This window comes from Pseudomonas sp. C 49-2 (genome assembly GCF_003970195.1).
Classification (GTDB): domain Bacteria; phylum Pseudomonadota; class Gammaproteobacteria; order Pseudomonadales; family Pseudomonadaceae; genus Aquipseudomonas; species Aquipseudomonas canadensis.
In genome coordinates this window covers 202,332-227,458 of the sequence record NZ_RXYG01000008.1, presented here as the reverse complement: position 1 = coordinate 227,458, position 25,127 = coordinate 202,332, and the positions used below count along the sequence as shown (strand labels likewise).

The 25,127-nt window shown below is 59.7% G+C and carries 23 protein-coding genes; 7 read left to right on the top strand and 16 right to left on the bottom strand.

The window, feature by feature from the left end:
- Window positions 1–45: 45 nt before the first annotated feature.
- The 11 genes from EJ576_RS17775 to EJ576_RS17720 form a co-directional block, all read right to left on the bottom strand.
- Window positions 46–798, bottom strand: coding sequence for a DUF4391 domain-containing protein (locus EJ576_RS17775; protein WP_126570790.1), 753 nt, complete (start codon window positions 796–798; stop codon window positions 46–48).
- A 3-nt stretch (window positions 799–801) separates the two neighbouring features.
- On the bottom strand, window positions 802–3,990 hold the full coding sequence (locus EJ576_RS17770; RefSeq protein ID WP_126570789.1) for a helicase-related protein: 3,189 nt from the start codon (window positions 3,988–3,990) through the stop codon (window positions 802–804).
- A 343-nt stretch (window positions 3,991–4,333) separates the two neighbouring features.
- Entirely contained in the window at window positions 4,334–5,110 is a 777-nt protein-coding gene (locus tag EJ576_RS17760) for a S24 family peptidase (protein WP_126570818.1), read from the bottom strand.
- Window positions 5,111–5,324: 214 nt separating this feature from the next.
- Window positions 5,325–5,852, bottom strand: a complete 528-nt coding sequence (gene ppa / locus EJ576_RS17755; RefSeq protein ID WP_003219382.1) for an inorganic diphosphatase — start codon at window positions 5,850–5,852, stop codon at window positions 5,325–5,327.
- Between the two features lie 109 nt (window positions 5,853–5,961).
- Window positions 5,962–6,777, bottom strand: a complete 816-nt coding sequence (locus EJ576_RS17750) for a zinc-dependent peptidase (protein WP_016978560.1) — start codon at window positions 6,775–6,777, stop codon at window positions 5,962–5,964.
- A 6-nt stretch (window positions 6,778–6,783) separates the two neighbouring features.
- A complete protein-coding gene (locus EJ576_RS17745; RefSeq protein WP_016978561.1) occupies window positions 6,784–7,440 on the bottom strand; it encodes a DedA family protein in 657 nt (218 codons plus the stop codon).
- A 284-nt stretch (window positions 7,441–7,724) separates the two neighbouring features.
- Window positions 7,725–8,183: an N-acetyltransferase gene (locus tag EJ576_RS17740; RefSeq protein WP_017735604.1), complete on the bottom strand. Its 459-nt coding sequence runs from the start codon at window positions 8,181–8,183 to the stop codon at window positions 7,725–7,727.
- Window positions 8,184–8,275: 92 nt separating this feature from the next.
- On the bottom strand, window positions 8,276–9,109 hold the full coding sequence (gene eutC, locus EJ576_RS17735) for an ethanolamine ammonia-lyase subunit EutC (RefSeq protein ID WP_123475765.1): 834 nt from the start codon (window positions 9,107–9,109) through the stop codon (window positions 8,276–8,278).
- A complete protein-coding gene (locus tag EJ576_RS17730; protein ID WP_028618091.1) occupies window positions 9,106–10,500 on the bottom strand; it encodes an ethanolamine ammonia-lyase subunit EutB in 1,395 nt (464 codons plus the stop codon). The genes eutC and EJ576_RS17730 overlap by 4 nt, the downstream gene beginning before the upstream one ends.
- A 52-nt stretch (window positions 10,501–10,552) precedes the next feature.
- Complete coding sequence (eat, locus tag EJ576_RS17725) at window positions 10,553–11,986, bottom strand: ethanolamine permease (protein WP_017735607.1); 1,434 nt, start codon at window positions 11,984–11,986, stop codon at window positions 10,553–10,555.
- A gap of 79 nt (window positions 11,987–12,065) precedes the next feature.
- Window positions 12,066–13,586, bottom strand: a complete 1,521-nt coding sequence (locus tag EJ576_RS17720; RefSeq protein WP_016978566.1) for an aldehyde dehydrogenase family protein — start codon at window positions 13,584–13,586, stop codon at window positions 12,066–12,068.
- 271 nt (window positions 13,587–13,857) lie between these two features.
- Between EJ576_RS17720 and EJ576_RS17715 the strand changes: the two genes are divergently transcribed.
- Genes EJ576_RS17715 through EJ576_RS17700 form a run of 4 tightly spaced genes read left to right on the top strand, consistent with a single transcriptional unit; the run spans window position 13,858 to window position 18,066 of the window.
- On the top strand, window positions 13,858–15,756 hold the full coding sequence (locus EJ576_RS17715) for a sigma-54-dependent Fis family transcriptional regulator (RefSeq protein WP_126570788.1): 1,899 nt from the start codon (window positions 13,858–13,860) through the stop codon (window positions 15,754–15,756).
- Between the two features lie 57 nt (window positions 15,757–15,813).
- A complete protein-coding gene (mpl, locus tag EJ576_RS17710; RefSeq protein ID WP_126570787.1) occupies window positions 15,814–17,163 on the top strand; it encodes a UDP-N-acetylmuramate:L-alanyl-gamma-D-glutamyl-meso-diaminopimelate ligase in 1,350 nt (449 codons plus the stop codon).
- Complete coding sequence (gene ubiX, locus EJ576_RS17705; protein ID WP_028618086.1) at window positions 17,160–17,789, top strand: flavin prenyltransferase UbiX; 630 nt, start codon at window positions 17,160–17,162, stop codon at window positions 17,787–17,789. The genes mpl and ubiX overlap by 4 nt, the downstream gene beginning before the upstream one ends.
- A complete protein-coding gene (locus EJ576_RS17700; protein ID WP_016978571.1) occupies window positions 17,782–18,066 on the top strand; it encodes a YceK/YidQ family lipoprotein in 285 nt (94 codons plus the stop codon). The genes ubiX and EJ576_RS17700 overlap by 8 nt, the downstream gene beginning before the upstream one ends.
- Window positions 18,067–18,189: 123 nt before the next feature.
- Here the strand turns inward: EJ576_RS17700 and EJ576_RS17695 are convergent, their stop codons facing one another.
- The 3 genes from EJ576_RS17695 to EJ576_RS17685 all read right to left on the bottom strand — a co-directional run bounded on the left by EJ576_RS17695 (window position 18,190) and on the right by EJ576_RS17685 (window position 21,140).
- The gene (locus EJ576_RS17695) at window positions 18,190–18,831 is read right to left on the bottom strand and encodes an oxidoreductase (protein ID WP_126570786.1); all 642 of its coding nucleotides are present in this window, start codon (window positions 18,829–18,831) and stop codon (window positions 18,190–18,192) included.
- 29 nt (window positions 18,832–18,860) lie between these two features.
- The gene (locus tag EJ576_RS17690) at window positions 18,861–20,579 is read right to left on the bottom strand and encodes a C13 family peptidase (RefSeq protein WP_122727865.1); all 1,719 of its coding nucleotides are present in this window, start codon (window positions 20,577–20,579) and stop codon (window positions 18,861–18,863) included.
- Window positions 20,580–20,684: 105 nt separating this feature from the next.
- A complete protein-coding gene (locus tag EJ576_RS17685) occupies window positions 20,685–21,140 on the bottom strand; it encodes a MaoC family dehydratase (RefSeq protein ID WP_010206803.1) in 456 nt (151 codons plus the stop codon).
- A gap of 177 nt (window positions 21,141–21,317) precedes the next feature.
- Here EJ576_RS17685 and EJ576_RS17680 point away from each other — a divergent pair, with 177 nt between their 5' ends.
- Genes EJ576_RS17680 through EJ576_RS17670 form a run of 3 tightly spaced genes read left to right on the top strand, consistent with a single transcriptional unit; the run spans window position 21,318 to window position 22,996 of the window.
- Window positions 21,318–21,671, top strand: coding sequence for a CidA/LrgA family protein (locus tag EJ576_RS17680; protein WP_016978575.1), 354 nt, complete (start codon window positions 21,318–21,320; stop codon window positions 21,669–21,671).
- Window positions 21,668–22,384, top strand: coding sequence for an LrgB family protein (locus tag EJ576_RS17675; RefSeq protein WP_068937069.1), 717 nt, complete (start codon window positions 21,668–21,670; stop codon window positions 22,382–22,384). Before EJ576_RS17680 ends, EJ576_RS17675 begins: the two co-directional genes overlap by 4 nt.
- Before the next feature lie 21 nt (window positions 22,385–22,405).
- Complete coding sequence (locus EJ576_RS17670; RefSeq protein WP_122727869.1) at window positions 22,406–22,996, top strand: LON peptidase substrate-binding domain-containing protein; 591 nt, start codon at window positions 22,406–22,408, stop codon at window positions 22,994–22,996.
- Here the strand turns inward: EJ576_RS17670 and EJ576_RS17665 are convergent.
- Together EJ576_RS17665 and EJ576_RS17660 are read right to left on the bottom strand one after the other, a co-directional pair.
- A complete protein-coding gene (locus EJ576_RS17665) occupies window positions 22,993–24,309 on the bottom strand; it encodes a bifunctional DedA family/phosphatase PAP2 family protein (RefSeq protein WP_028618078.1) in 1,317 nt (438 codons plus the stop codon). The genes EJ576_RS17670 and EJ576_RS17665 overlap by 4 nt on opposite strands.
- 16 nt (window positions 24,310–24,325) lie before the next feature.
- Entirely contained in the window at window positions 24,326–25,009 is a 684-nt protein-coding gene (locus tag EJ576_RS17660) for a DNA-3-methyladenine glycosylase (RefSeq protein ID WP_122727871.1), read from the bottom strand.
- Window positions 25,010–25,127 lie beyond the last annotated feature (118 nt).

The following is a 25,127-nucleotide window of genomic DNA, read 5'->3' as shown; positions in this document are numbered from 1 at the left end:
GCGTGTACGTAGGGCTCTGGGGGCTTATTCGCTGCATCCACAGGCTTATAGCTTTGCTTGAGCCTCGCCGAGTGCTTGTTGTAACTGCTTCATTTGTAAGTTCAGCTCAACCTGACGGGCAATTTGCTGTGTCTTTTGGACCTTGGCGCGCAGAGCAAAGATCTTGGCTTCCAGTTCGCCGCAGACCTGCAGCGCCGCATTTCGTGTTGTGGCGTCAAGTTGGCACTTGGCGACTCGAAAACTGCCGGTGTACTGGGCTGCCTGAAGGGCTTGCAGGGTATCAATCCAGCCTTGGTAAAAGGCTTTCAGGTTGCTGCGCGGCTGGTGGTCTATTCCCATTACATTGAGAAATGCCATGGTGAGCTGGGACGGCTGTGTCAGGCTTTCAGTGAAGATCGTGCCATCCAGCACAATCTTGCCAGCTTCATTGTGCGCCCAACGCTTGTGGCTGAGGGATAGTTGTATGGAGTCTTGCTGAGTGATCAGCAGCAACGCTGGGTGTGGGACTGAGCGGTGCAGGAGTTCGGCTAGCCTGCCAGCGCGAGCATCGGGACGCAGGATCATGTGCAACACGACGACCTCTACGTATTCGCGCTGCGCGTCCCGGAAGTCGGGTATGCCGCAGTTAGCTGGCTTCAGCACCGCAATCCAATAGATCTCTTCAATCCCGTCATTGATCTGCTGTCGATCAGTTGCCTTCGGCATTACGTTCTCGATCAGCAGCTTCTTGGATATGCGCTGATTGATCCGAGCATGCTCAGGTAATTGCAGTGCTGCAATAATGTCCTTGGCAGTCACGACTCACTCCTGGGGCAGTACGACCATGAAGGCAATCACTTCGAAGTCGTTGATTCCGGCGAACTCTCCCTTCATCGCATGGCTGCCTGCTGGGTTGAATAGGCTCGCAATTGCTCGTTCTTCGCTCTTACCGGCCACTGACGATACGGCTGCGGCTAGCAGGCTCTGAGCATGGCGCATATCTTCACCTTGATTGGTGAGCGCGTCGAATCGGGCACCGGCGGTAGCGTCGGGCAGCTCACGGCCCAATGCCAAGCGTTTGAGTCGATCCAGAATGCGCTTGGCCTGAGTGAACGGCAGCAAAACTACCTCGTCTTGAGCCACATGGACGAGGTAGTGGGGCGCAAGTGGGTAGCCATCACTAACCTTGTCTGCAGCCTCTCCTTCTGCGCGAAGGCAAAAAATGATGCCGGGTGGAATGTCGTCATCCCGCGTAGTGGTAATGGCGCACGCCCCAAGCGGCATATTCTCCAGGAGGCCGGGATATGCCTTAAGGTATTGTGCGAGGTCGATACGGAAGTCGGTAAGAGTAAGGTCCGTGATAGAGACACCGCTGGACAGGTCTTCTAGGTCAATCACAGCATCTTGAAGCTTCAGTAGCTGCTTGCGACGGTACTCCAGGTCATTCATGGAGTTGCCGGACTGCTCTTCAATGAGGTTCTCCTCTCCGGTCGCCGAAATGTCGAGCAATACCATTCGACCGCTGACACGCTGTTCCAGGTTGATGTACTCCTCCAATTCCATGTTAGGCCAGAAGTTGACTAGCTGAATGCGCTCGTTTGGCGAGCCAATTCGGTCGATACGGCCAAAGCGTTGAATGATGCGCACGGGGTTCCAGTGGATGTCGTAATTGATAAGCCAGTCGCAATCCTGAAGGTTTTGGCCTTCGGAAATACAGTCGGTGGCAATCAGCAAATCCAGCTCACCTTCTTCAGCCATATCGATGGGGCGCTCTTTGGAACGTGGCGAAAAGGCTGTGAGTATCGACGCCAGATCCTTACGCAGCCCTGGGATCGTGCTTTGATTGCGACCAGAACCGGTAACCAGGGCAGCTTGAACACCGAGCGATTCATTGGCCCATGGAGCCAGCTGTTCGTAGAGGTAGCGGGCAGTGTCCGCAAAGGCTGTGAAAATGATGACCTTGCGGTTGTCGGGGTTGATAGGGTTTTGGCATTTATCTGCAAGTATTTTGCGCAGGGCCGCTAGTTTTGCATCTCGGTGTGGCTGTACCTGTTGAGCGGCTGATAGCAGAGTTGCCAGACGGTTACGGTCTTCGATTAGGTCTTGCTTCCAGCGCACCAAGTCAACGTCAGCTAGCAAAACCTTGACCTTGCGCCCTACCAGCAGTGCCTCAAACGTGGGGTTATCTATATCGACATCCGCAATATCAATTTCTTCAATTTCATGGGCATGCTGCTGGATCCGTTCGAGTGTGTGCTCGACATCGTTGAGCTGCCGTTCAAGGGTCAGAGCAAAAGACGATACGGCGCTTTCCATACGCTTTAGAACATTGATCCGAAGCAGATGGATCAGGCTTTCTTCGCGATCGGCCTGGCGGAAGAAGCTCTCGCCTCCTCGGATCTCAGTGCTGTACTTGGCGTCGTAGGCCGCTTGCTTGTGCTGCAAGACATAACGCAGTGGCGCGTAGCTGGCGAGGTTGAGACGTCGAATCTCTTGGTTGATGTCACGAATGGCGCGGAATTTCCCGTCGACGTCCACATCCGCTTTGATATTGATTGGCGGTAAGCGATCTGGGAAACGACCTGTTTCGCTGGTGCCGTAATATTTTTCTATATGCCGGCGGGAGCGAGCGATGGTCAGTAGATCAAGCAGGGTGAAGTAATCGAAGCCGAGCATTTCGATCAGACGCTCTGACGTCTTTTCGCTCTCATCCAAATCCAGCCAGCGGTTGAACTGCAGCTGAGCTTTTCGTGTAGTCGATTCGATACTGCTGATGCCATGCTCAAACAATGCGTTATCGTCACCCTCAGTGACAAATGCAATCTGATTGCGCAAGTCGGCCAGGCGGTTGTTAACCGGCGTCGCTGATAGCATCAGAACTCGGGTTTTTACGCCCTCGCGGATGATTCTGCGCATAAGTCTGTCGTAGCGCGTTTCCAGCCCCTGGCGTGGTGCTTTCTTGTTGCGGAAATTGTGAGATTCGTCGATCACAACCAGGTCATAGTTGCCCCAGTTGATGTGAGATAGATCTAGGTCGCCGGAGAGTCCCGCATCACGTGAAAGGTCAGTATGATTCAGCACGTCGTAGTTGAAGCGATCTGACGCTAGAACGTTTCGCCGGTCATTTGCTTTGTAGATAGTCCAGTTATCTCTCAAGCGCTTCGGGCACAGCACCAGTACGCGGTCATTGCGCAATTCGTGGTACTTGATCACGGCAAGCGCTTCGAAGGTTTTACCTAAACCTACGCTGTCAGCAATGATGCAGCCGCCGAAGCGATTGAGCTTGTCGATAGCGCCCACCACGCCGTCGCGTTGAAATTTGAAGAGCTTGTTCCAGACCACGGTGTTACGAATTCCTGTGGCGGATTTCACTACACGCTCTTCATCCAACCCGTCGTCTTTTTCCTTAAACAGCTGGTGAAGGATCAAGTTGTATAGTGTGGATGGCGAGCGCTGCTCGGCAATATCGCGCAGCGTATCGAGTAGTTCGGTCTTGTCGCTGGGACGGGAAGTCAGTGTCTGCCATTGATTCTCAAACCAAGGTGCAAACATGGTTGCTTCCTGGGGGGACTCGCTGGCCTGGATCAGGCTCATTGGGTTACCTGGCGTTAGGCCGAGACCGTCTGTGGTCAGAGCGAAAGAGCCCATTACCACCTGATGAGGTGCGCCAGCTGAGTCTCGAAGTAGACCGATGCCCTGGGGTATCACAGAGCTCGCGCGCTTCAACTCGACTTTGGCGTTTAGCCACTGATAGCAGTGCAGGGCTAGACTACGTGTCATAAGCCGATTGCGTGCGGCACGATCCGCCTCTTCACCCAGCAGCGCCAGATTCTCGCTGCCTGCAGGTAGGATTAACTGAACCTTCTTTAGCTTAGCGAGAGACTTGCTCAGCTCAGAAAAAGCGAACAAGGAGAGTGCTGGAGAGGCGCAGTCCAACTGGTGGTCCGGCTTCATCTGTTCGTGGAGCAAATCGATTACGCGATCTTGACCGGCGTTCTGAATCAGCTTCATTGCGAGTTCCCTTGCGCAGTGATTCAAGTTTGCCAGTATCTTAAACGTGTTTTTCGAATTGATGCAGTATGAACGTGATTTGCTTGGCTCGGAATTTACATAGCCAAATAGGCAGGGGCTTTGGGGGATTATTTCAGACATTAAAAAGCCGGCTTGTGGCCGGCTTCTCGGGGACTGCTTCAGCTTGTTTTTGACAAGCCTCACCAGCCTTCAAATCGCTCAGCCCACGTTGCGTCGGGCTGAATAGTAGGGGCATCAGCGGGAACTCCTCCGCATCGCCGAGCAGGGTGAATAGCCTAAAGCCCCCCTGCCAAATGTGCGGCGCATGATACCCACATTCACCTCAGTTGCCCACCTCCGGATCCGATTTAGAGCCTTCCCAGCCCAATAAATGCTCATCCAGCGGCACGGGGGGGCGGCGGTTGTTCAACGTGGACCACCAGAACACCCACCCCACAATCTGGAAATTCTGCTCAAACCGTTGCTCGTACGTCAGGTACTCGTCCGGATGTTCACCGGCATTGTGGCTACGCATCCGCAACCCGCCGCCGGGTCGGTTGTAGAGGTACTTAATGCGCAGCATGCCGTCGTGTTCTACGGCGTAGATCTCGCCGTCGATGATTTGGGTGCGGCCTCGGTCGATGGCGAGGGTGGCGCCTTGTTGGATAATGTCGATCATGCTGTTGTCGACCATGTAGGCGCCCAAAGCGCGGTCGGGGCTGACGGTGAGGGCTTGCAGGGTGTGCAGGGTGACGCGGATGCGTTCGGTGGAGGTGAATGAGGGGTGGAGGTCGATCTCCACGTCGATTTTTTCTGGAAGACAGGCGGGGCCTGTGAGGTATTTGCCGCTTCCTTCGCGGGTGGTGGGCAGTCCTTTTCGGGTCGTCGGGCCTTCCAGCAGGAAGTTGGCCGGTGGGTGTTTGGGGCCTTCGCCGGTGCGCAGCCAACGGCTGGAGATGCACAGCAGTTCTGCGATCTCGTTGAGTCGGCCCATGGGTACACCGCGCTTGAACCAGTTGTTCACGTGTTGAGGCGTGACGCCGCGGTTCTTGGCGAAGTCGGAGGCGGAAAGATGGACTTCCCGCAGTAGCGCTTTTAAACGATCACCTGATGTATTCATAAACACAAAGCTTACTGACCGGGAAAACAGATCAAATAAACCATGCGTTGAGTTGGTCATGTAGGTATTTGCTTAGTTGTAGCCTGATACGTCGGATTAAAACTCAAATTAAACATTTTCTATAAATAATTGAACTTGCTGTTTAATTATTCCCACAAAAAAAGCCCCGAATGATCGGGGCTTTTTAAATTGCCGGGGCAATGAGGAGCGGGTATCAGCCTTTGTAGGCAGCGACCGACTTCAGGATCTCGGCGCGGGCGGCATCTGCGTTGCCCCAACCGTCGATCTTCACCCATTTGCCTTTTTCGAGGTCTTTGTAGTTCTCGAAGAAGTGTTTGATCTGCTCCAGCAACAGGGGCGGCAGGTCGGTGTATTCCTTCACGTCCACGTACAGCTGGGACAGCTTGTCGTGTGGCACTGCGATAACTTTGGCATCGCCGCCGCCGTCGTCGGTCATGTTCAGGATGCCGACTGGGCGCGCGCGGATTACCGAGCCTGGGGTAACCGGGTAAGGGGTTACGACCAGCACGTCGAGGGGGTCACCGTCGTCGGCCAGGGTGTTGGGGATGAAACCGTAGTTGGCCGGGTAGAACATCGGGGTGGCCATGAAACGGTCAACGAACAGGCAGTCGCTGTCTTTGTCGATTTCGTATTTGATCGGCGCGTGGTTGGCCGGAATCTCGATGGCGACGTAGATGTCGTTCGGCAGGTCTTTGCCAGCCGGAATCTTGCTGTAGCTCATTGGGCGTTGCCCCCGTTAATTGGCCATTGAACATGGCCGGATTGGCCTAAAAGTGGCGGCGATTATAGGCACATTCTGACGCCGATGCCATGCGCCAGACGTCGTACGGTCATTCGCCTTGTGGCTGGTAGCGCGGGTCGCTGGCTTGCAGTTGGGTGAGGCGGGCCAGCGGATCCTGGCGATAAAAGCGGCTGAGTTGCGCGTACACCTGGGGATAATGGCTGACCAGCAAATCCGGGGCGCTGAAAAAATATTCGCTGGTGACGGCAAAGAATTCAGCCGGGTTTTCGGCGGCGTAGGGGTCGATCTCAGTCTCGGCGTCCGGGTTGGCGTCCAACTGACGGTTGAGGTCGTCGTAGGCGCTCTGCATCACGCTGGCCCATTCCTGCACGCGCATGTCGTTGTGCAGCGGCGGCAGGCCGTTGGCGTCGCCGTTGAGCATGTCGAGCTTGTGTGCCAGTTCGTGGATGACCAGGTTGTAGCCTTCCCAGTTGCCACTGGCCAGCACGCCGGGCCAGGCGAGGATCACCGGGCCCTGTTGCCAGGCTTCGCCGCTGTGTTCGCCGTCCCATTCGTGTTCGATGCCACTGCTGTCGCGATGGCGCTGCGGGCTGACGAAGTCGTCGGGGTACAGCACGATTTCGTGGAAGCCCTGGTACCAGTCGAGGTCACCCAGGTTCATCAGCGGCAATTGCGCCTGAGCGGCGAGCAGCAGGCGTTGTTCCTGGTGCAGCTCGACGCCGGGCAGGGCGGTCAGGTGCTTTTCGGCGAGGAACACCACGCAGGCTTCGCGCAGCCACTGGTCCTGCTCGGCACTGATGCCGTCGAGGAAGGTCAGGTGGTGGCGCACCCGTTGCCAGGTGTCATCGGCAATCGGGTGCTTGGCCAGCAAGCGCCGGCGACGCCAGGCGCTGAGGGACCACATCGCAGGTTACTGCGGCTTGGCTTCGGAGGATGTGCGACCAAAGCGGCTGCGGAACACACCAATGATCATCGGAACCAGCGACAGCAGGATGATGAACACCACCAGCAGCGACAGGTTTTTCTTGATAAAGGGCACGTTGCCGAAGAAGTAACCCAGGGTTACCAGGCCGCCGACCCACAGGATGGTGCCGAATACGCTGAAGCCGAAGAAGCGCGGGTAGGGCATTTTCGCGATGCCGGCAACGAACGGCGCGAACGTGCGCAGGATCGGCAGGAAGCGCGCCAGGGTCACGGTTTTGCCGCCGTGCTTGTCATAGAAGTCGTGGGTCTTTTGCAGGTAGTCGCGACGGAAGATTTTCGAGTTCGGGTTGCTGAACAAGCGCTCCCCGGCCGTTCGCCCGATCACATAGTTGGTGCTGTCGCCCAGGATCGCCGCCAGCATCAACAGGCCGCCGAGCAGCACCGGGTCCATGCCGCCGCCTGCGGCCACGGCGCCGGCGATGAACAGCAACGAATCACCCGGCAGGAACGGCATGACCACCAGGCCGGTTTCGCAAAAGATGACCAGGAACAGAATGGCGTAGATCCACGGACCGTAATTGGTTACCAGCAGGTCGAGGTAGACGTCGAGATGCAGGATAAGGTCGAGCGGGTTGAAATCCATGGATGGCACCTGTGTGAATGGCCCGGCTCAGCAGGCCTGTGCGGAAGCTCGGGTAATAAGGCTACAAGTGTATGCCGCAATTCTTACAACCCTGAAAGGTCCGCATTATACGGATTGAGAGGTGAAAAGCGTGTTGGTTTTGTAGCGGGGGATGTCGCAATGCAGCGGCGGTCGCTGCTCACCTGTAGGAACTGGCTTGCCAGCGATGCAGGCGCCTCGGTGTAGCAGTGAGACCGAGGTGATGCTATCGCCGGCAAGCCGGCTCCTGCAGGTGATGGGGGTGTTCAGTCTTCGCTGATCGGCAATACGTAGTTCTTGAACTCCGTATCTTCGCGAAACCCAATCGACTCATAGGTCTTCTGCGCCACTTCATTATCGCTGCTGGTCGATACCCGCAACCGTACCGCGTGGGTCTCCTTGGCCATTTTTTTCGCCGTGCGCATCAGGTTATCCGCCACCAGTTGCCGGCGTGCGTCTTCAGCCACATAGATGTCATTGAGGATCCACACCCGCTTGAGCGACAACGACGAAAAGCTCGGGTACAGCTGGCAAAAGCCCAGCAGTTTTTTGTCGTCATCATCCGCCAGAGCCAGGTAAATCACCGATTCCTTGCGGCGCAGGCGCTTCTCCAGAAAGGCCCGTGACGAATCCGGGAAGGGCAAGGCCCCGTAGAACTCACGGTATTTGACGAACAGCGGGGTCAACAGGTCCAGGTGTTCCAGGGTCGCTTGAGTAATCCGCATGCCAGGCCTCAACTTCCAAATGGGGTATGACCACACAAGCGGCCGTGACTCGATGCTGCCTAATGGCGCGAAAAAGCGCAATCGTGCAGCGATCAGTCATCCGGTGAACTGAGCAGGAAATTGCCTTTCATCAGGTCCGGATCATCCGATTCAATGGTCTGAACCTGCGCCTCGTCCTTGAGATTGACCCCCGACAGCTGGCGACGACACGCCTCTCGCATCAAGTACAGCAAACGGTGGGCGGCCATGCCATAGCTCAGGCCCTCCAGGCGCACATTGGAGATGCAATTGCGATAGGCGTCGGTGAGGCCGACCTTGGGGTTGTAGGTGAAATACAGCCCCAGGCTGTCCGGTGAACTGAGCCCCGGCCGTTCGCCGATCAGGATCACCACCATCTTGGCACCAAGCAATTGCCCGATTTCATCGGCCACCGCCACGCGACCTTGTTCCACCAGGATGACCGGCGACAAAGACCAACCTTCCGCGTGGGTTTGTTCTTCCATGCGTGTCAGAAACGGCAGGGTATGTTTATGCACGGCCAGGGCGGATAAACCATCGGCCACCACCACGGCTAAATCCACGCCGCCGGGGTTGGCTGACGCATGGTCGCGCAGCGCTTGGGCGGATTCATCACTCAGGCGCCGACCCAGGTCCGGGCGTTGCAGGTAGCTGTGTCGGTCGGCAGCGGCACTGTGCAGCAACAGCGTTTCACGCCCGCGTTCGGCCAACTGGCTGCTGAGGCCCGCATGGTCAAAAGCTAAATGCACCGCGTCCCGCGCCTGGGCGTGGGCAAACTGAAAATCCAGCTGCGCATTGGTAGGAATGCTGGTGCCGGTTCGGCCCAGGGCGATGCGCGCCGGGGTCAGGCGGCGCAGTTCCAGCCAGGGGTTGTCAGGCAGGTCGAGTTGCACGGGCGGCTCCTTCATCCCAGTTGCGCCAAAGCTTGGCGAAAGGCCGGTGGCAGGCTGTTGCCAAAATGCACCTTGCCGTCCGCTTGCGTGAAGATACCCATTTTTGCCAGCCACTGTTCAAACTCCGGCGCCGGTTTTAAACCCAATGTTTGCCGGGCGTAGAGGGCGTCGTGGAACGAAGTGGTCTGGTAGTTGAGCATGATGTCGTCGGAGCCAGGGATGCCCATGATGAAGTTGATCCCGGCCACGCCGAGTAGGGTCAGCAGGGTGTCCATGTCGTCCTGGTCGGCTTCGGCGTGGTTGGTGTAGCAGATGTCGCAACCCATGGGCACGCCGAGCAGCTTGCCGCAGAAGTGGTCTTCGAGGCCGGCGCGGATGATCTGCTTGCCGTTGTAGAGGTACTCCGGCCCGATAAATCCTACGACGGTATTCACCAGAAACGGTTTGAAATGTCGGGCTACCGCGTAGGCGCGGGTCTCGCAGGTTTGTTGGTCGACGCCAAAGTGCGCATTCGCCGACAAGGCGCTGCCCTGGCCGGTCTCGAAATACATCAAGTTCTGGCCCAACGTGCCGCGATTGAGGCTCAAGCCCGCTTCGTAGCCTTCCTGCAACACGCTCAGGCTGATGCCGAAACTGGCGTTGGCCGCCTCAGTGCCGGCGATCGACTGGAATACCAGATCCAGCGGCACGCCACGGTTGATGGCCTCGATGGAGGTGGTGACGTGGGTCAGTACGCAGGCCTGGGTCGGGATCTCATAGCGCTGAATGATCGCGTCGAGCATCTCCAGCATGGCGCAGATCGAGGCGATGCTGTCGGTGGCCGGGTTGATGCCGATCATGGCGTCACCGTTGCCGTACAGCAGGCCGTCCAGAATGCTCGCGGCGATGCCCGCCGGTTCGTCTGTAGGATGGTTCGGTTGCAGGCGTGTGGATAAACGCCCGCGCAGGCCCATAGTGCCGCGAAATTGCGTGACCACGCGGATCTTCTGCGCCACCAGCACCAAGTCCTGCACGCGCATGATCTTGGACACGGCGGCGGCCATCTCTGGTGTCAGACCTGGCGCCAAGGCGCGTAAGGAATGTTCGTCGGCCGCATCGCTGAGCAACCAGTCGCGCAGACCGCCCACGGTCAAGTGGCTGACGGCGGCAAACGCCTGTTTATCGTGGGTGTCGATGATCAGGCGGGTGACTTCGTCGCTTTCGTAGGGGATCAGCACTTCTTGCAGGAAGTGCTTCAGCGGGATATTTGCCAGCGCCATCTGCGCCGCCACCCGTTCACCGTCGTTCTGTGCGGCGACGCCGGCCAGAAAGTCCCCGGAACGCGCGGGGCTGGCCTTGGCCATCACATCCTTGAGGCTGTCGAAGCGGTAGGTTTGTGCGCCCACCGCGTGGGAAAAGCTTGCCATACAGTGTCTCCTTGACGACGCGGGCGGCTGCCCGCGTCGAGGTTTACGGCAGTTAGTGCAAGGCGGCCTCTGCGGCCTGGATCGCCGCGAATTCTTCTTCAGGCGTGCCTGCTACCAAGTGATGCCGGCTGTAGAAAGCAAAGTAAGCAATTAATACTCCATAGATGATCGCGGCGCCAATCACCACCCGTGGATCCACCAGAAAGCCCGCCACCACGGCCACGCAGGCCAGCACCAGCGCAACGCCGGAGGTAAAGATGCCGCCCGGCGTGCGGTACGGACGGTCCATTTTGGGGCGACGGATGCGCAGGGTGATGTGCGCGGCCATCATCAGCACGTAGGAAATGGTTGCGCCAAACACCGCCACCAGAATCAGCAGGTCACCCTGGCCGGTCAGCGACAAGCCAAAGCCGATGATGCCGGGGATCACCAAAGCCAGTACCGGCGCCTTGCTTTTATTGGTCTGGGACAGTTTGCGCGGCAGGTAGCCGGCGCGGGACAGTGCGAAGATCTGCCGCGAATAGGCGTAGATGATCGAGAAAAAGCTCGCGATCAGGCCCGCCAGGCCGACCAGGTTGACGAAACTGCCCATCCAGGTCGAGCCGCCGTAAGACAATGCCAGTGCTTCAACCAGCGGGTTGCCGGATTTGACCAGCGCGTAAGTCCCCGCGCCGCCCGGTGCAATCACGAGGATAAGCAGGGCAAAACTGGTCAGCACCACAATGGCGCCGATCAGGCCGCGCGGCAGGTCGCGTTTCGGGTTCTTGGTTTCTTCGGCGGCCAGGGGCACGCCCTCTACCGCGAGGAAGAACCAGATGGCATAAGGAATTGCGGCCCACACACCTACATAGCCAAACGGCAGGAAGGTGCTGGCACCCTTGGCCTCGGTCACCGGAATGTCCAACAGGTTGGCGACATTGAAGTGCGGCACCATCGCGACCAGGAACACACCCAGTGCGATTGCGGCCACGGCGGTGATCACAAACATCAACTTCAGGGCTTCGCCCACGCCAAAAATGTGGATGCCGATAAAGATGATGTAGAACGCCAGGTAAATCATCCAGCCGCCGATACCGAACAGCGACTCGCAATACGCGCCGATAAACACCGCGATGGCGGCGGGGGCGATGGCGTATTCGATCAGGATCGCAGTGCCCGTGAGGAACCCGCCCCACGGCCCGAATGCGCTGCGGGCAAAACCGTAGCCCCCGCCTGCGGTAGGAATCATGGAAGACAGTTCGGCCAGGGAAAAACACATGCACAGGTACATGGTGGCCATCAGCAATGTGGCGAGGAACATTCCGCCCCAGCCGCCTTGGGCCAGGCCGAAGTTCCAGCCGGCGTAGTCGCCGGAGATCACGTAGGCAACGCCGAGGCCGACCAGCAACACCCAGCCGGCGGCGCCTTTTTTCAGTTCGCGTTGTTGGAAGTATTGAGAGTCGACTTTTTCGAAGTCGACGGAGGATCCAGTAGGTTCGCTAGGCATGAGAAGTACCGTCCGTTCTTATTGTTTTGGTTGAGCGCGAACAGGCGTGGGCACCGGTGGACCGGTGCCCACGAGAGGGTCAGAAGAACCCGAGTGGATTAATGTCGTAACTCACCAGCAAGTTCTTGGTCTGCTGGTAGTGATCCAACATCATCTTGTGCGTCTCACGGCCCACACCGGACTTCTTGTAACCACCAAACGCGGCATGCGCCGGGTACAGGTGATAGCAGTTGGTCCACACGCGGCCCGCCTTGATCGCGCGGCCCATGCGGTAGGCGCGGTTGATGTCGCGGGTCCACACGCCGGCGCCCAGGCCGAACTCGGTGTCGTTGGCAATTGCCAGGGCTTCGGCTTCGTCCTTGAAGGTGGTGATGCTCACCACCGGGCCGAAGATTTCTTCCTGGAATACGCGCATTTCGTTGGTGCCCTTGAGCAGGGTCGGCTGGATGTAATAGCCGCCGGCCATGTCGCCGGTGAGCTTCTCGACCTTGCCGCCGGTCAGCAGTTGCGCGCCTTCGCCTTTGGCGATTTCCAGGTAGGACAGGATCTTGTCGAACTGCTGCTCGGACGCCTGGGCGCCGACCATGGTGTCGGTGTCCAGCGGATCGCCGCGTTTGATCGACTCGATTTTCTTCATCACGACTTTCATGAAGTCGTCGTAGATCGACTCTTCCACCAGCGCACGGGAAGGGCAGGTGCACACTTCACCCTGGTTGAAGAACGCCAGCACCAAGCCTTCAGCGGCTTTCTCGATAAAGGATGGCTCGGCTTTCATGATGTCGGCGAAGAAAATGTTCGGCGACTTGCCGCCCAGTTCCACGGTGGACGGAATGATGTTCTCGGCCGCCGCATGCATGATGTGCGAGCCGACGGGCGTCGAGCCGGTGAAGGCAATCTTGGCAATGCGCTTGCTGGTGGCGAGGGCTTCGCCGGCTTCTTTGCCGAAGCCTTGAACCACGTTCAACACGCCAGGTGGCAACAGGTCTCCGATCACCTCCAGCAGCACGGTGATGCCCAGCGGGGTTTGCTCGGCGGGCTTGAGCACCACGCAGTTACCGGCGGCCAGGGCCGGTGCGAGTTTCCACGCGGCCATCAGGATCGGGAAGTTCCACGGGATGATCTGGCCGACCACGCCCAGCGGTTCATGGAAGTGGTAGGACGCGGTGTGTTCGTTGATTTCGGCGCTGGTGCCTTCCTGGGCGCGGATGCAGCCGGCGAAGTAGCGGAAGTGGTCGGCGGCCAGTGGGATGTCGGCGTTGAGGGTTTCACGCACGGCCTTGCCGTTGTCCCAGGTTTCGGTGATGGCCAGCAGTTCGAGGTTCTGTTCGATGCGGTCAGCGATTTTCAGCAGGACCAGCGAGCGGTCCTGGGCCGAGGTCTTGCCCCAGGCGTCGGCGGCGGCATGAGCGGCGTCCAGGGCCTTGTCGATGTCTTTGGCGGTGGAGCGCGGGAATTCGGCGATTGCCTTGCCATTGACCGGCGAGGTGTTGGTGAAATAGTTGCCATCGACCGGCGCAACGAACTCGCCACCGATGTAGTTGCCGTACTTGGCCTTGAACGAAACGATCGCGCCTTCAGTACCGGGGTGTGCGTAACGCATGGTGGGTATCTCCTGGCTTTTATGTTTATTCGGAGTGCAGCGCAGCAAGCGCTTACAAAGCGTAGAGCAAAGGTTGGGCCACCGCTTTGCCGACCAGGTAAATCAAGGGGTTAGGCTTTGTAGCAAGGCGTTGCTGTGGCAGGCGCGGTACAGGCGATGTGACAGTTTGTGCCACAAACGGTACGGCCTGTGACCGGTGGGTCGCCCCGGGTTGCATTGGCTGGATGGCTGGGGGATGCTGGCAGTTCTCACGCAGGGAGAATAATAAGAAATGCACAACGATCATTTCAGCCGCCATGCCCAGCAAGTCCTCACCGTGGCGCATGGCCGCGACCCGTCCAGCGATCCGTCCATCGCCCGCTCCTGGCTGCGTTGCCTGGAGGACTACCACCTCGACCCTGCGCAAACCATTGCACCCACTGTGCTTGAACATGGTCGCTTGCTGGAAAGCCGCGAGCGTCTGCAGCAAGTGCTGCACATCGCCGGCAGCGAGATGAACAGCCTGCATCAACAGCTCTCGGGCGCCGGCCATGCGGTGCTGCTCACGGATGCGCGCGGGGTGATCCTCAACTGTGTCACCGCGCCGTCCGAGCGCAAGATTTTCGAGCGCGCCGGGTTGTGGCTGGGTGCGGATTGGAGCGAGGCCTGCGAAGGCACCAATGGCATCGGCACCTGCCTGGTGGAGCGCCAATCCCTGACCATTCATCGTGACGAACACTTCCGTGGCCGGCATACCGGGCTGACCTGCTCGGCGAGCCCGGTGTTCGACCCTCATGGGGATCTGCTGGCGGTGTTGGATGTGTCCTCGGCGCGGGAGGCGGTGTCGCGCCAGAGCCAGTTCCACACCATGGCGCTGGTGAACCTGTCGGCGAAGATGATCGAGAGTTGTTACTTCCTGCGTCACTTTGAAAACCACTGGTTGCTGCGCTTCCACTTGCAGGCGGAGTCGGTGGGGTTATTCAGCGAAGGGTTGCTGGCGTTCGATGGCGAGGGGCGCATTTGTGCGGTGAACCAGAGTGCGTTGAACCTGCTGGGGCAACTGCGTGGCGGCTTGCTGGGGCAGCCGGTGGAGGCGTTTTTCGACTGTTCCCTGGATCAATTGCTCGGCCGCGCCAGCGCCAATGCCACGGCCAGTTGGCCATTGCGCACCCGCGATGGTCGACAACTGTTTGCCGCATTGCGCGGGCAAGTGCGCAGCGTACCGGCGCCTTTCATCAAGCCTGCGCCTGCGCCGTTGCCCGGCATTTGCCTGGGCGATCCGACGCTGCAACAAGATTTCCGCAAGGCGCTGCGGGTGTTCGAACGCGATGTCCCGTTGTTGGTCAACGGCGAAACCGGTTCCGGCAAAGAAGCCTTTGCCAAGGCGGTGCACCTGGCCAGCCAACGTGCCGACAAGGCGTTCGTCGCACTCAATTGCGCCGCCATCCCGGAAAGCCTGATCGAGAGCGAGCTGTTCGGCTATCGCGGCGGCAGCTTTACCGGTGCGCGCAAAGAGGGCATGCAAGGCAAGTTGCAGCAAGCCGATGGCGGCACCCTGTTCCTCGATGAAATAGGCGACATGCCCCTGGCGTTGCAAACCCGGCTGTTAAGGGTGCTGGAGGATCGGCTGGTGGTCCCGCTCGGCGGTGAGCCCCAGGCGGTGAACGTACGAATTATCAGCGCCACCCACCGGAATTTGCTGGAGCGTGTGCAGGACGGCAGCTTCCGCGAAGATTTGTATTACCGGCTCAATGGCCTGGAAGTCGGCTTGCCGCCTTTGCGCGAGCGTAGCGATAAGTCCCAGCTATTGGATTTCCTGCTGGCCCAGGAGGCCAATGGTGAGTCGGTCGCCCTCGACCCGTCGGCGCGTGGGGCGTTGTTGGCGTTTGCCTGGCCGGGTAACGTCCGGCAGTTGCGCACGGTACTGCGCACCCTGGTGGCGCTTTGTGATGGTGGGCGTGTCGGCCTGGAGGATTTGCCCGTGCAGATTCGTCAGGCCCCACCCGTGCCGGTCGCGCAGGCCAAATCGATGGAATCGCCGTTGGAAGACGCTGAGCGCCTGGCATTGCTCACCGCTTTGCAGCAACAGCGTTGGCACATGACGCACACGGCAGAGCAACTGGGCGTCAGCCGCAACACACTGTATAGAAAGCTGCGCAGGCACGGCATCGCACGTCACGCCCTCAGCTAAAGGGTGCGATTTTCGCCCCCCTGCGCTAACCTGCCTCGATGTTTTACGAGGTCGACTATGCACATTCATATTCTCGGTATTTGCGGCACGTTCATGGGCTCGATGGCAGTACTGGCCAAAGAGCTGGGCCATCACGTGACAGGCTCCGACGCCAATGTCTATCCGCCCATGAGCACGCAACTCGAGGCCCAGGGCATCGAGCTGACCCAAGGCTACGACCCAGCGCAATTCGATCCGGTCCCGGACCTGGTGGTGATCGGCAACGCTATGTCCCGTGGCAACCCGGCGGTCGAATACGTACTCAATAAAGGTTTGCCTTATGTGTCCGGCCCGCAGTGGCTGGCCGACCATGTGCTGCAAGGCCGCTGGGTGCTCGCGGTTGCTGGCACTCATGGCAAGACCACCACCAGCAGCATGCTGGCCTGGGTGCTGGAACATGCGGGCATGAGCCCGGGCTTCCTGATCGGCGGTGTACCGCAGAACTTCTCGGTGTCGGCGCGCCTGGGCGATACGCCGTTCTTCGTGATCGAGGCGGATGAATACGACAGCGCCTTCTTCGACAAGCGCTCCAAGTTCGTTCACTACCGCCCGCGCACGGCGATCCTGAACAACCTGGAATTCGATCACGCCGACATCTTCCCCGATCTGCCGGCCATCGAGCGTCAGTTCCATCACTTGGTGCGCACCATTGCGAGCGAAGGCTTGGTGATCCACCCGACCACCGAACCCGCCTTGCAGCGTGTGATCGAGATGGGCTGCTGGACCCCGGTGCAAACCACTGGCGCGGGCGGGCAGTGGCAGGTCAAGCTGCTCAGCGAAGACGGTTCCAGATTTGAAGTGCTGTTCGAAGGCCAAGCCCAAGGCATCGTCGAATGGGACATGACCGGCCAGCACAACGTCGCCAACGCCTTGGTCACCCTCGCAGCTGCGCGGCATGTAGGCGTGGTGCCGTCCATGGGCATTGCCGCGTTGAGCGCTTTCAAAAGCGTGAAGCGCCGCATGGAAAAAGTCGCTGATGTGAATGGGATTACCATTTATGACGATTTTGCCCACCACCCCACGGCCATTGCTACTACGTTGGATGGCCTGCGCAAACGGGTCGGTGATGCGCCGATCATCGCGATTGTCGAGCCGCGCTCCAACTCCATGAAGCTCGGTGCCCACCGCGATGGCCTGCCGGAAAGCGTCAACGATGCCGACCAAGTGGTCTGGTACGCGCCGGCCAACCTCGGCTGGGACCTGCCGGCGATTGCTGCCCTGTGCACTGTGCCGTCCATCGTCTGCGACTCCATCGAAGGCATCATTGAACACGTCAAGCACCAGGCCAAGCCGGGCACCCACGTGGTGGTCATGAGCAACGGCGGCTTTGGTGGCCTGCACGGCAAACTCGCCGAGGCGCTGAAATGAGTGGCCCGGAACGCGTCACGCTGGCGATGACCGGCGCCTCCGGTGCGCCTTATGGTTTGCGTCTGCTGGATTGCCTGGTGCGTGAAGACCGTGAGGTGCACTTCCTGATTTCCAAGGCCGCGCAACTGGTGATGGCCACCGAGACCGACGTGGCGCTGCCGCCCAAGGTACAGACGATGCAGGCCTTCCTCACCGAATACACCGGTGCGGCGGCGGGGCAGATCAAGGTCTACGGCAAAGAGGACTGGATGTCGCCCGTGGCGTCTGGTTCGGGTGCGCCGGCAGCGATGGTGGTGGTGCCGTGTTCCACCGGAACCCTGTCGGCGATTGCCACGGGTGCCTGCAACAACCTGATCGAGCGCGCAGCGGACGTGACCTTGAAGGAGCGCCGCCAGTTGATCCTGGTGCCCCGTGAAGCGCCGTATTCGAGCATTCACCTGGAGCACATGCTCAAGCTGTCGAACATGGGCGTGACGATTCTACCGGCCTCGCCGGGTTTTTATCACCAGCCGCAGACCATCGATGACCTGGTGGACTTTGTGGTGGCGCGCATTCTCAATCTGCTGAACATTCCCCAAGACATGCTGCCGCGTTGGGGCGAACACCATTTGAGTAGTGATGAATAAGGCGCTGCTGATCCTGCTGGCGCTGCAACTGACGGGCTGCGCCACCGCGCGCACGTTGGACGCGGCGCAACCTGGCGCACCGGTGGTGTATGCCGGCACGCGGTTGGATTTGTATGCAATGAATGGCGGTTGCTGCGCCAAGGACCGATTTGGTGCCGAGGCGCCGGCTTATCCCGGTGTGGACCTGCCGGCGAGTGCGTTGCTCGATACGTTGTTGTTGCCGCTGTCGGTGTTGACGGTGTTGGGCGTTGGCTTCAATGCTACAGGCGGCCTATAGAGGTGTAGTGCCTGGGCTGGCCTCATCGCAGGCAAGCCAGCTCCCACATTTGATTGGGTTCACACGGTTCCAAATGTGGGAGCCGGGCTTGCCCGCGATGAGGCCAGCCAGGTCACCGCAGAATTACTTACCTAGCTTGCGCAACTCATCCGACTCCACCACCCGCACCCCATCCTGCTCTTCCAGCGCCAGGCGCCACATGGCCCGGGCCAGTTCGCACACTTCGATGCCACGGTATTTGCCGGGAATCAGCTTCGACAACGGCCCGGCCAGTTGTTCAGCCAAGCGCGGTTCCAGCCGTTCCCCCAACAGCAACGATGGCCGCACGATGGTCAGTTGTGGCCAGTCCTGGGCTTTCAACGCCTCTTCCATTTCCCCTTTGACGCGGTTGTAGAAGATCGAGGATTTCGGGTCGGCGCCAATCGCGCTGATCACGATCAGGTGGCGTGCGCCCATTTCCCGCGCGCGTTTGGCAAAGGCCACGACCATGTCCAGGTCGACCGCGCGGAAGGCGGCTTCGGAACCCGCCTGTTTGAGGGTGGTGCCCAGGCAGCAGAAGGCGATATCCACCTGGCCGTTCAGTTGCGGCAGGAACACTGCCGGGTCGCCCACCGGGTTTTCCAGGTGCGGGTGTTCGGCCAGTGGCTTGCGGCTGGGTGCCAGCACCCGGGTCACGGTAGGTTCGTTGAGCAGGCGGTCGAGCAGGTGTTCGCCGGTGAGGCCAGAGGCGCCAGCGAGCAAGATATGCTGCGGTGTCAGGTACATGGTGTTTCCCCCTCGTTACACATTACAGCTTAGTTGCCTTTGGCTTCCTTGCTATTCATTGAGACGCTTTCGAGCGCCTTTCGTGCCTGCTGTTTGCGTAATAATTGCCAGTGGGCGATCACGCCCTTGGGGGCCCAGATTTGCGGTTCGGAGGCTTCGAAGTTGTCCGCCTGTTCGCGTTCGGCCACATGCAGTTGCGCCAGCTTGAAGGCTTGCTGCAAGTCGTCGGTCTGGTTGAAGGCTTGGGCGAAGAGGGCGTCGCCAAAGTAGGTGAAGTCAGCTTCCTCGGAGCAACCGAAGGACACGCGATCGGCACGGGACGCGGTCATGATCAAGGTACGATCATCCTTCAAGGCCGGGATGAAACCACCGGAGTAGCAGGCGGAAATCACCACGATCTTGTCCCGGTTCTTGAGCGGCGCCAGCACGGCGGCCAACTCATCGGCGGGCAGGTCGGCCAGCTCCATGCGCGGTTGGTCGAGCACCAGTTCGTGTTCGTGGGTGCCGTGGCTGGTCATGTAGATAAACACCAGGTCTTCCGGCCCGGTGCGGTCGGCTAGGGTCTGCGCGGCGCGGCGCAGGCTTTCGCGAGTGGCCAGGGGGCGGTCGGCAATGTGGTCGCGGTGGTTGACCAGGCGAATCTGTCCGCGTGCGCCAAAGCGGGTGGCGAGCATGTTGCTGACATAATCGGCTTCGCGCAGGAACACGCTCTGCTTGCCGTCGCCGGCCACGGCCAGGGTGTACAACTCCACGGCCGGAGTGGAGGCGGGCACGGCGGCGAGGGCGGCGTCGAGCAAGCGGCCCTGGGCGAGCACGCCGATTTCCAGCGGGTCGGGCAGCAGTTTGCCGTCGGCGTCACGCACGCGCATGCCGTTGACCCAGGTGCCGGCCTGTACGGTGCCGTCGGTGAGGACCAGGGTGCCTTTACCTTGATAGCTGTCGCTGTCGAAACCGCCGATATAGAAGCTGCCGTCGGTGAGGTTCAGGCGGCCTTCACCCGTGAAACGCCAATCGCTGAACTGGCCGACATAGTGGCTGCCGTCGACGCCGATCAATTCGCCCTTGCCGGTGAGCGCGCCTTCCTTGAACTGGCCGATCCACACGTCGCCGTCGGCGTTCTCGTAGCGGCCTTTGCCGTTCAGTTGGTTTTGTTTGAACTGGCCGACATAGATGTCGCCGTCGGCACTGTTGAACGTGCCATTACCTTCCAACTGGCCATCAACGAAATGACCGCTGAACTGGTTGCCGCTGTCGTCGTTGCGCTGGCCTTCGCCATTCGGCTTGCCGTGGGCGAATTGGCCCTGATATTGGCTACCGTCGGCCAGTTCCAGGCGACCGAGGCCGGAATACTGGTCGTCCTTGAACTCGCCGCGGTAGGTCATCTGCCCCTCTTTAAGGGTGCCTTCACCGTTGCGTCGACCATTCTTGAAGCCGCCCACATAGTGGCTGCCCGCCGTGGTCAGGCTGCCCTGGCCGTCGAACAGGCCCTGCTTGAACTGGCCTTTATAGACTTCGCCGTTGCTGCCATGCCACTCGCCCTGGCCGTGCCACTGGCCTTTGTCGAACTGGCCGGCGTACCAACTGCCGTTGGGATAGTCCACGCGGCCCTGGCCTTGCAGCAAGCCATCGACTACATCGCCCCGGTAACGGCCGCCGTCGGGCAGGCGCGCATCGGGCGGCAACAGCGATTCGCCGTCTCCGCAAGCGGTGAGCAACAGGGCAAGGGCGAGGGGAGCGAGTGGGCGCATAGCGGGATCCGGATAATTGAGCGCCGAGTATGCCGCAGCTGCGAGTTTCATACATAAATTTACATACACTGTGGTGAGGTTTATATCCCCACCACAGGCACGGGCTTACACAAAGTAGAGCGACAACGACTCCGCAATGTAAGCCGGTTTTTCCTGGCCTTCGATTTCCAGGGTGGCAGTGGCCTTGAGCAGCCATTGGCCGGGCTTTTTCTCGGTGACGTCATTGAGCGTCACGTTCAGGCGTACCTTGGAATTGACCTTGACCGGCTGGATGAAACGCACGCTGTCCAGGCCATAGTTGACGGCCATCTTCAGGCCTTCGGGCACGATCAGCAGGTCTTCCATCAGCTTGGGCATCAGCGACAGCGACAGGAAACCGTGGGCGATGGTGCTGCCGAACGGGGTTTGCGCGGCCTTGACCGGGTCGACGTGGATGAACTGATGATCGCCAGTGGCTTCTGCGAACAGGTTGATACGCGCCTGGTCGATGGTGAGCCATTCGGAACGTCCCAGTTCCTTGCCGACATAATCTTTGAGCTGCGCTACGGGTACATAGGGCATTGCGTCTCTCCTTGGTTCATCACGCTGTGTACAACGTCTGGTTTTTTATGGGTTACAGAGAACCAATGTAGATCATCATGGCCAATCGGCTCGGTCAACCCACCATGCTTTTGGCGAATGCCGGTGCATAGGGCGGGCATGCTTATAATGCGGGCGAGTCTTGAGGGGGAAGAACGGATGCTGTTACGTGGCCTGACCTGGCTGGTGCTGTTTCAACTGATCGGCACGGCGATCAATCATTTGCTGTTGCCGGTGCTGCCGGGGCCGATCATCGGCTTGCTGCTGATGCTGGGTTTCCTGATCTGGAAGGGCGAAGTCGGCGAGCCCTTGAGCCTGGCCGCCAGCAGTCTATTGCGTTACTTGCCGTTGCTGTTGGTGCCGCCGGCGGTGGGGGTGATGGTGTATGCCAAGGACATTGCCGCGGATTTCTGGGCCATTGTTGGCGCGCTGGTGCTGTCGCTGGTGATCGCCATGGGCTTCGTCGGTGTGTTGATGCAGCAGATGGTCAAGCGCAAGGAGAAGGATCAATGATCTTCGACTGGCAGGGCGCGTGGACGGCGGTGATTCATCACCCGTTGTTCGGCATCGGCATCACCCTCGGCGCTTATCAGCTGGTACTGGCAGGGTTTGAGAAAACCCGCTGGATCTTCCTGCAACCGGTGTTGGTGTCCATGCTGTTGGTGATCGGCGTGCTGATCAGCTGTGGCCTGAGCTACGCCGAGTACCGCAAGAGCACCGAGATCATGGGCATCCTGCTCGGCCCGGCGACGGTGGCCCTGGCGGTGCCGCTTTACCTGAACCTGCGGCGCATTCGCCAATTGTTCTGGCCGATTTTTACTACGCTGGTGATTGGTGGGGTGTTGGCCACCGGCCTGTGTGTGCTGCTGGGTTGGTGGTTTGGCGCCGAACACATGATGCTGATGACCATGGCCCCCAAGTCGGTGACGTCGCCGATCGCCATGCTGGTGGCTGAACAGATTGGCGGCGTGGCGGCGCTGGCGGCGGTATTTGTGCTGATCACCGGCGTGATCGGCGCGATGATTGGCCCGGCGTATCTGTCCCGCCTGGGTGTGCACAGTCCCGAGGCGCGCGGCATGGCGTTGGGCATGACGGCCCACGCCGTGGGCACCTCGGTGGCCCTGCAGGAAAGCGAAGAATGCGGCGCCTTTGCAGCGCTGGCGATGAGTCTGATGGGCGTGGCCACGGCGGTATTCCTGCCGCTGGCCGTGTCGGTGATCGTTTAAACCGGGTTTAAGGAAACCTTTATGAGTCTGGCGCTGTTCCCGCTCAATACTGTGCTGTTCCCTGGCTGCACCCTCGACCTGCAACTGTTCGAGGCGCGCTACCTGGACATGGTCGCGCGTTGCATGAAAAAGGGCGAAAGCTTCGGCGTGGTGTGCATTCTTGAAGGCCAGGAGGTGGGCACGGCACCCGACGGCTACGCATTGATCGGCTGTGAAGCGCTGATCCGTGACTTCAAACAACAAGACAATGGCTTGTTGGGAATTCGTGTCGAAGGCGGGCGCCGCTTCCGCGTGCGGGACGCTGGCGTGCAGAAAGATCAGTTGCTGGTGGCCGAGGTGCAATGGCTCGCAGAACTGCCGGATCAACCCTTGGAAGAGGAAGACGCCGACCTGCTGGCGCTGCTCCAAGCGTTGGCCGAGCACCCGATGGTGGCCTCACTGGACATGGACGCCCACGCCGACGGGCAGCAAGCCTTGGGCAATCAGTTGGCGTATCTGCTGCCCTTCACCGAGGCCGACAAGATCGACCTGCTGCAACTTGATGACCCGCAGCAGCGCCTGGATGCGATCCAGATGCTGCTCGACGAGTTGCAGGGCGAACTGTTCACTTAATAGGCGTAGCGCAGCAGGGCGTGGGGCGTGCCGGTGAGCGCGATGAAACTCAGCACCGCGACCAGCGCCGGCAGCAACAGCCACCAGGTTTTTTGCGACATGGCCGGCAGCGGGCTTCGGTACTGGCTGACGCCCAGGCTGAACGCGCACACCGTCATCGCCAGCAGCGTGCCAGCCAGGATGTCCGTGGGCCAATGGGCACCGAGGTAAACCCGTGACAGCGCAATGAACGCGGCGGGAATGCAGCCCAGCAACATCCAGGTCAGGCGCAACCGCACGGGTTGCCCGCGACCGGCCAGGATCGCCAGGGCCAGGAAAAACGCGAACGCCCCGGACGCATGGCCGCTGGGCATGCTGAAACTGGTCAACGGGTCTGTCAGAATTTCCGGGCGGCCTCGCGCGAAAAACAGCTTGGTCCCCGTGTTGATCACCGCAGCCCCGGCCAGCGTTGCGCCGACAAACACGGCATGGCGCCATTGTCGCGCCAGTAGCAAGAGACCGGTGAACACGGCACTGGCGAAGAACATCTTCTTGAATTCGCCCAGTTGGGTGATGCGTACCATCACCTCGTCCAGCCAGGGGCTGCGATGTTCCTGCACCAGGGCGCTGAGGCCTTTGTCGAAGTTGTCCAGCGAGTGGTAGCCAATAAACAACGCGATCAACAGCACCAGGCTGGCACAGCCAATCCACAAGGTGGCGCGACGATGGCCGCGCAAGCTGCTGTTCAGGCTCAGTCCAATCAATACCGCAAGGCATCCCGCAACTACTGCCGCTTCGGGCCAGAAACCTTCGGGCAAAGGCAGACGGAAAGCCGCGCCGGTCGCCCAGCCTGGCAGCAGATACGCCACCGACCAGCCTGCGGCCGCGACGATGCTGACAATCGCAAAGCGCGGGAAGGGCATGTCGCACATCCCGGCCACCATCGGCAGCATGGGCCGCAGCGGGCCGATGAAGCGGCCGACCAACAGGCTGGCGATGCCGTACTTGTGGAAGTAGGTCTCGGCGCCGTTCATCCATTCTGGGTGGTGACGTAAGCCGGGCAAGCGCCGGATGTTCTGATGGAAATGTCGGCCCAGGAAGTAGGAAACCGCATCACCCAGTAGACCGCCGAGGAAACCCAGTAACAGGGTTTCACTGAGTGACAACGCACCGCTGCCGGCGAGGGCGGCAATGGCAAACAACAACACCGTGCCCGGCACGATCAACCCGGCGATGGCCAGGCACTCCACGCACGCGACGATAAACACCGCGACCGCCAGCCATTCGGGGTTCAGGGTCAACCAGCCGGTAATGCTATCGAGCCATTGGCCCATACAATCCACTCCATGCTCAAATCAAAAAATAATCTCGGCCTTCGACCTGGCCGCGGCGCAGCGGGTTCCGCGTGCAATAAGGCGCGTAGCCAGCATCGACGAAGCGGTACATCAGGTGTTCATCACGGCCGCTGGGGATGCCCAGGCGCGTGGTCTGGATAATCTGGGTCGGGGTCTGGCCGACGTCTTCAACGTAGAGCAGTTCCTGATCGAAGCGCTTGGCGTCCCACATCGGCACCTTCAGCCCCAAGGCTTTGCACAATAGGGTCTGGCCAGCGCACAGCTTTTGCGAAGCGCGTGGGCTGCCGTCGGCATTCGGGTTGTTCAGCAGCATCTGCGCAAGGCTCGCCGGGCCGGATAATTCATCGACCCACGGATAGGCCGATTTGATCAACACGGCATTACCCGGTCCATGGGCGCTGAAGTTCAGGGAATCGCCGCCACGGGCGTAGTACATGTAGATATGGCCGCCGTCCAGAAACAAAGCCTTACGTTTTTCTGTGTAGCCCAATGAGGCGTGACTGCCTTTTTCGGCCACGTAATAGGCTTCGGTTTCAATAATTCGCGCCGAAAGCCAGATTTTTCCCACGCGATGGCGTATGACTTTTCCGAGCAAATCTCGCGCGAGCGTTTGTGCGTCACGGTCGAAAAAGCTATCGGGCAGGGCGCTTGCGGGGAGTTGGGGCGATGAGCTGGGCATGGCAGTCAGGGGTAAATACGGCTAAATGTGACGGAATCATAACAACTCCCACCTTAATTACCGCTGAACCCCAGGTTTTTACAGTTCATTTCGACCATCCGCCCCTCACCGCTGTCAG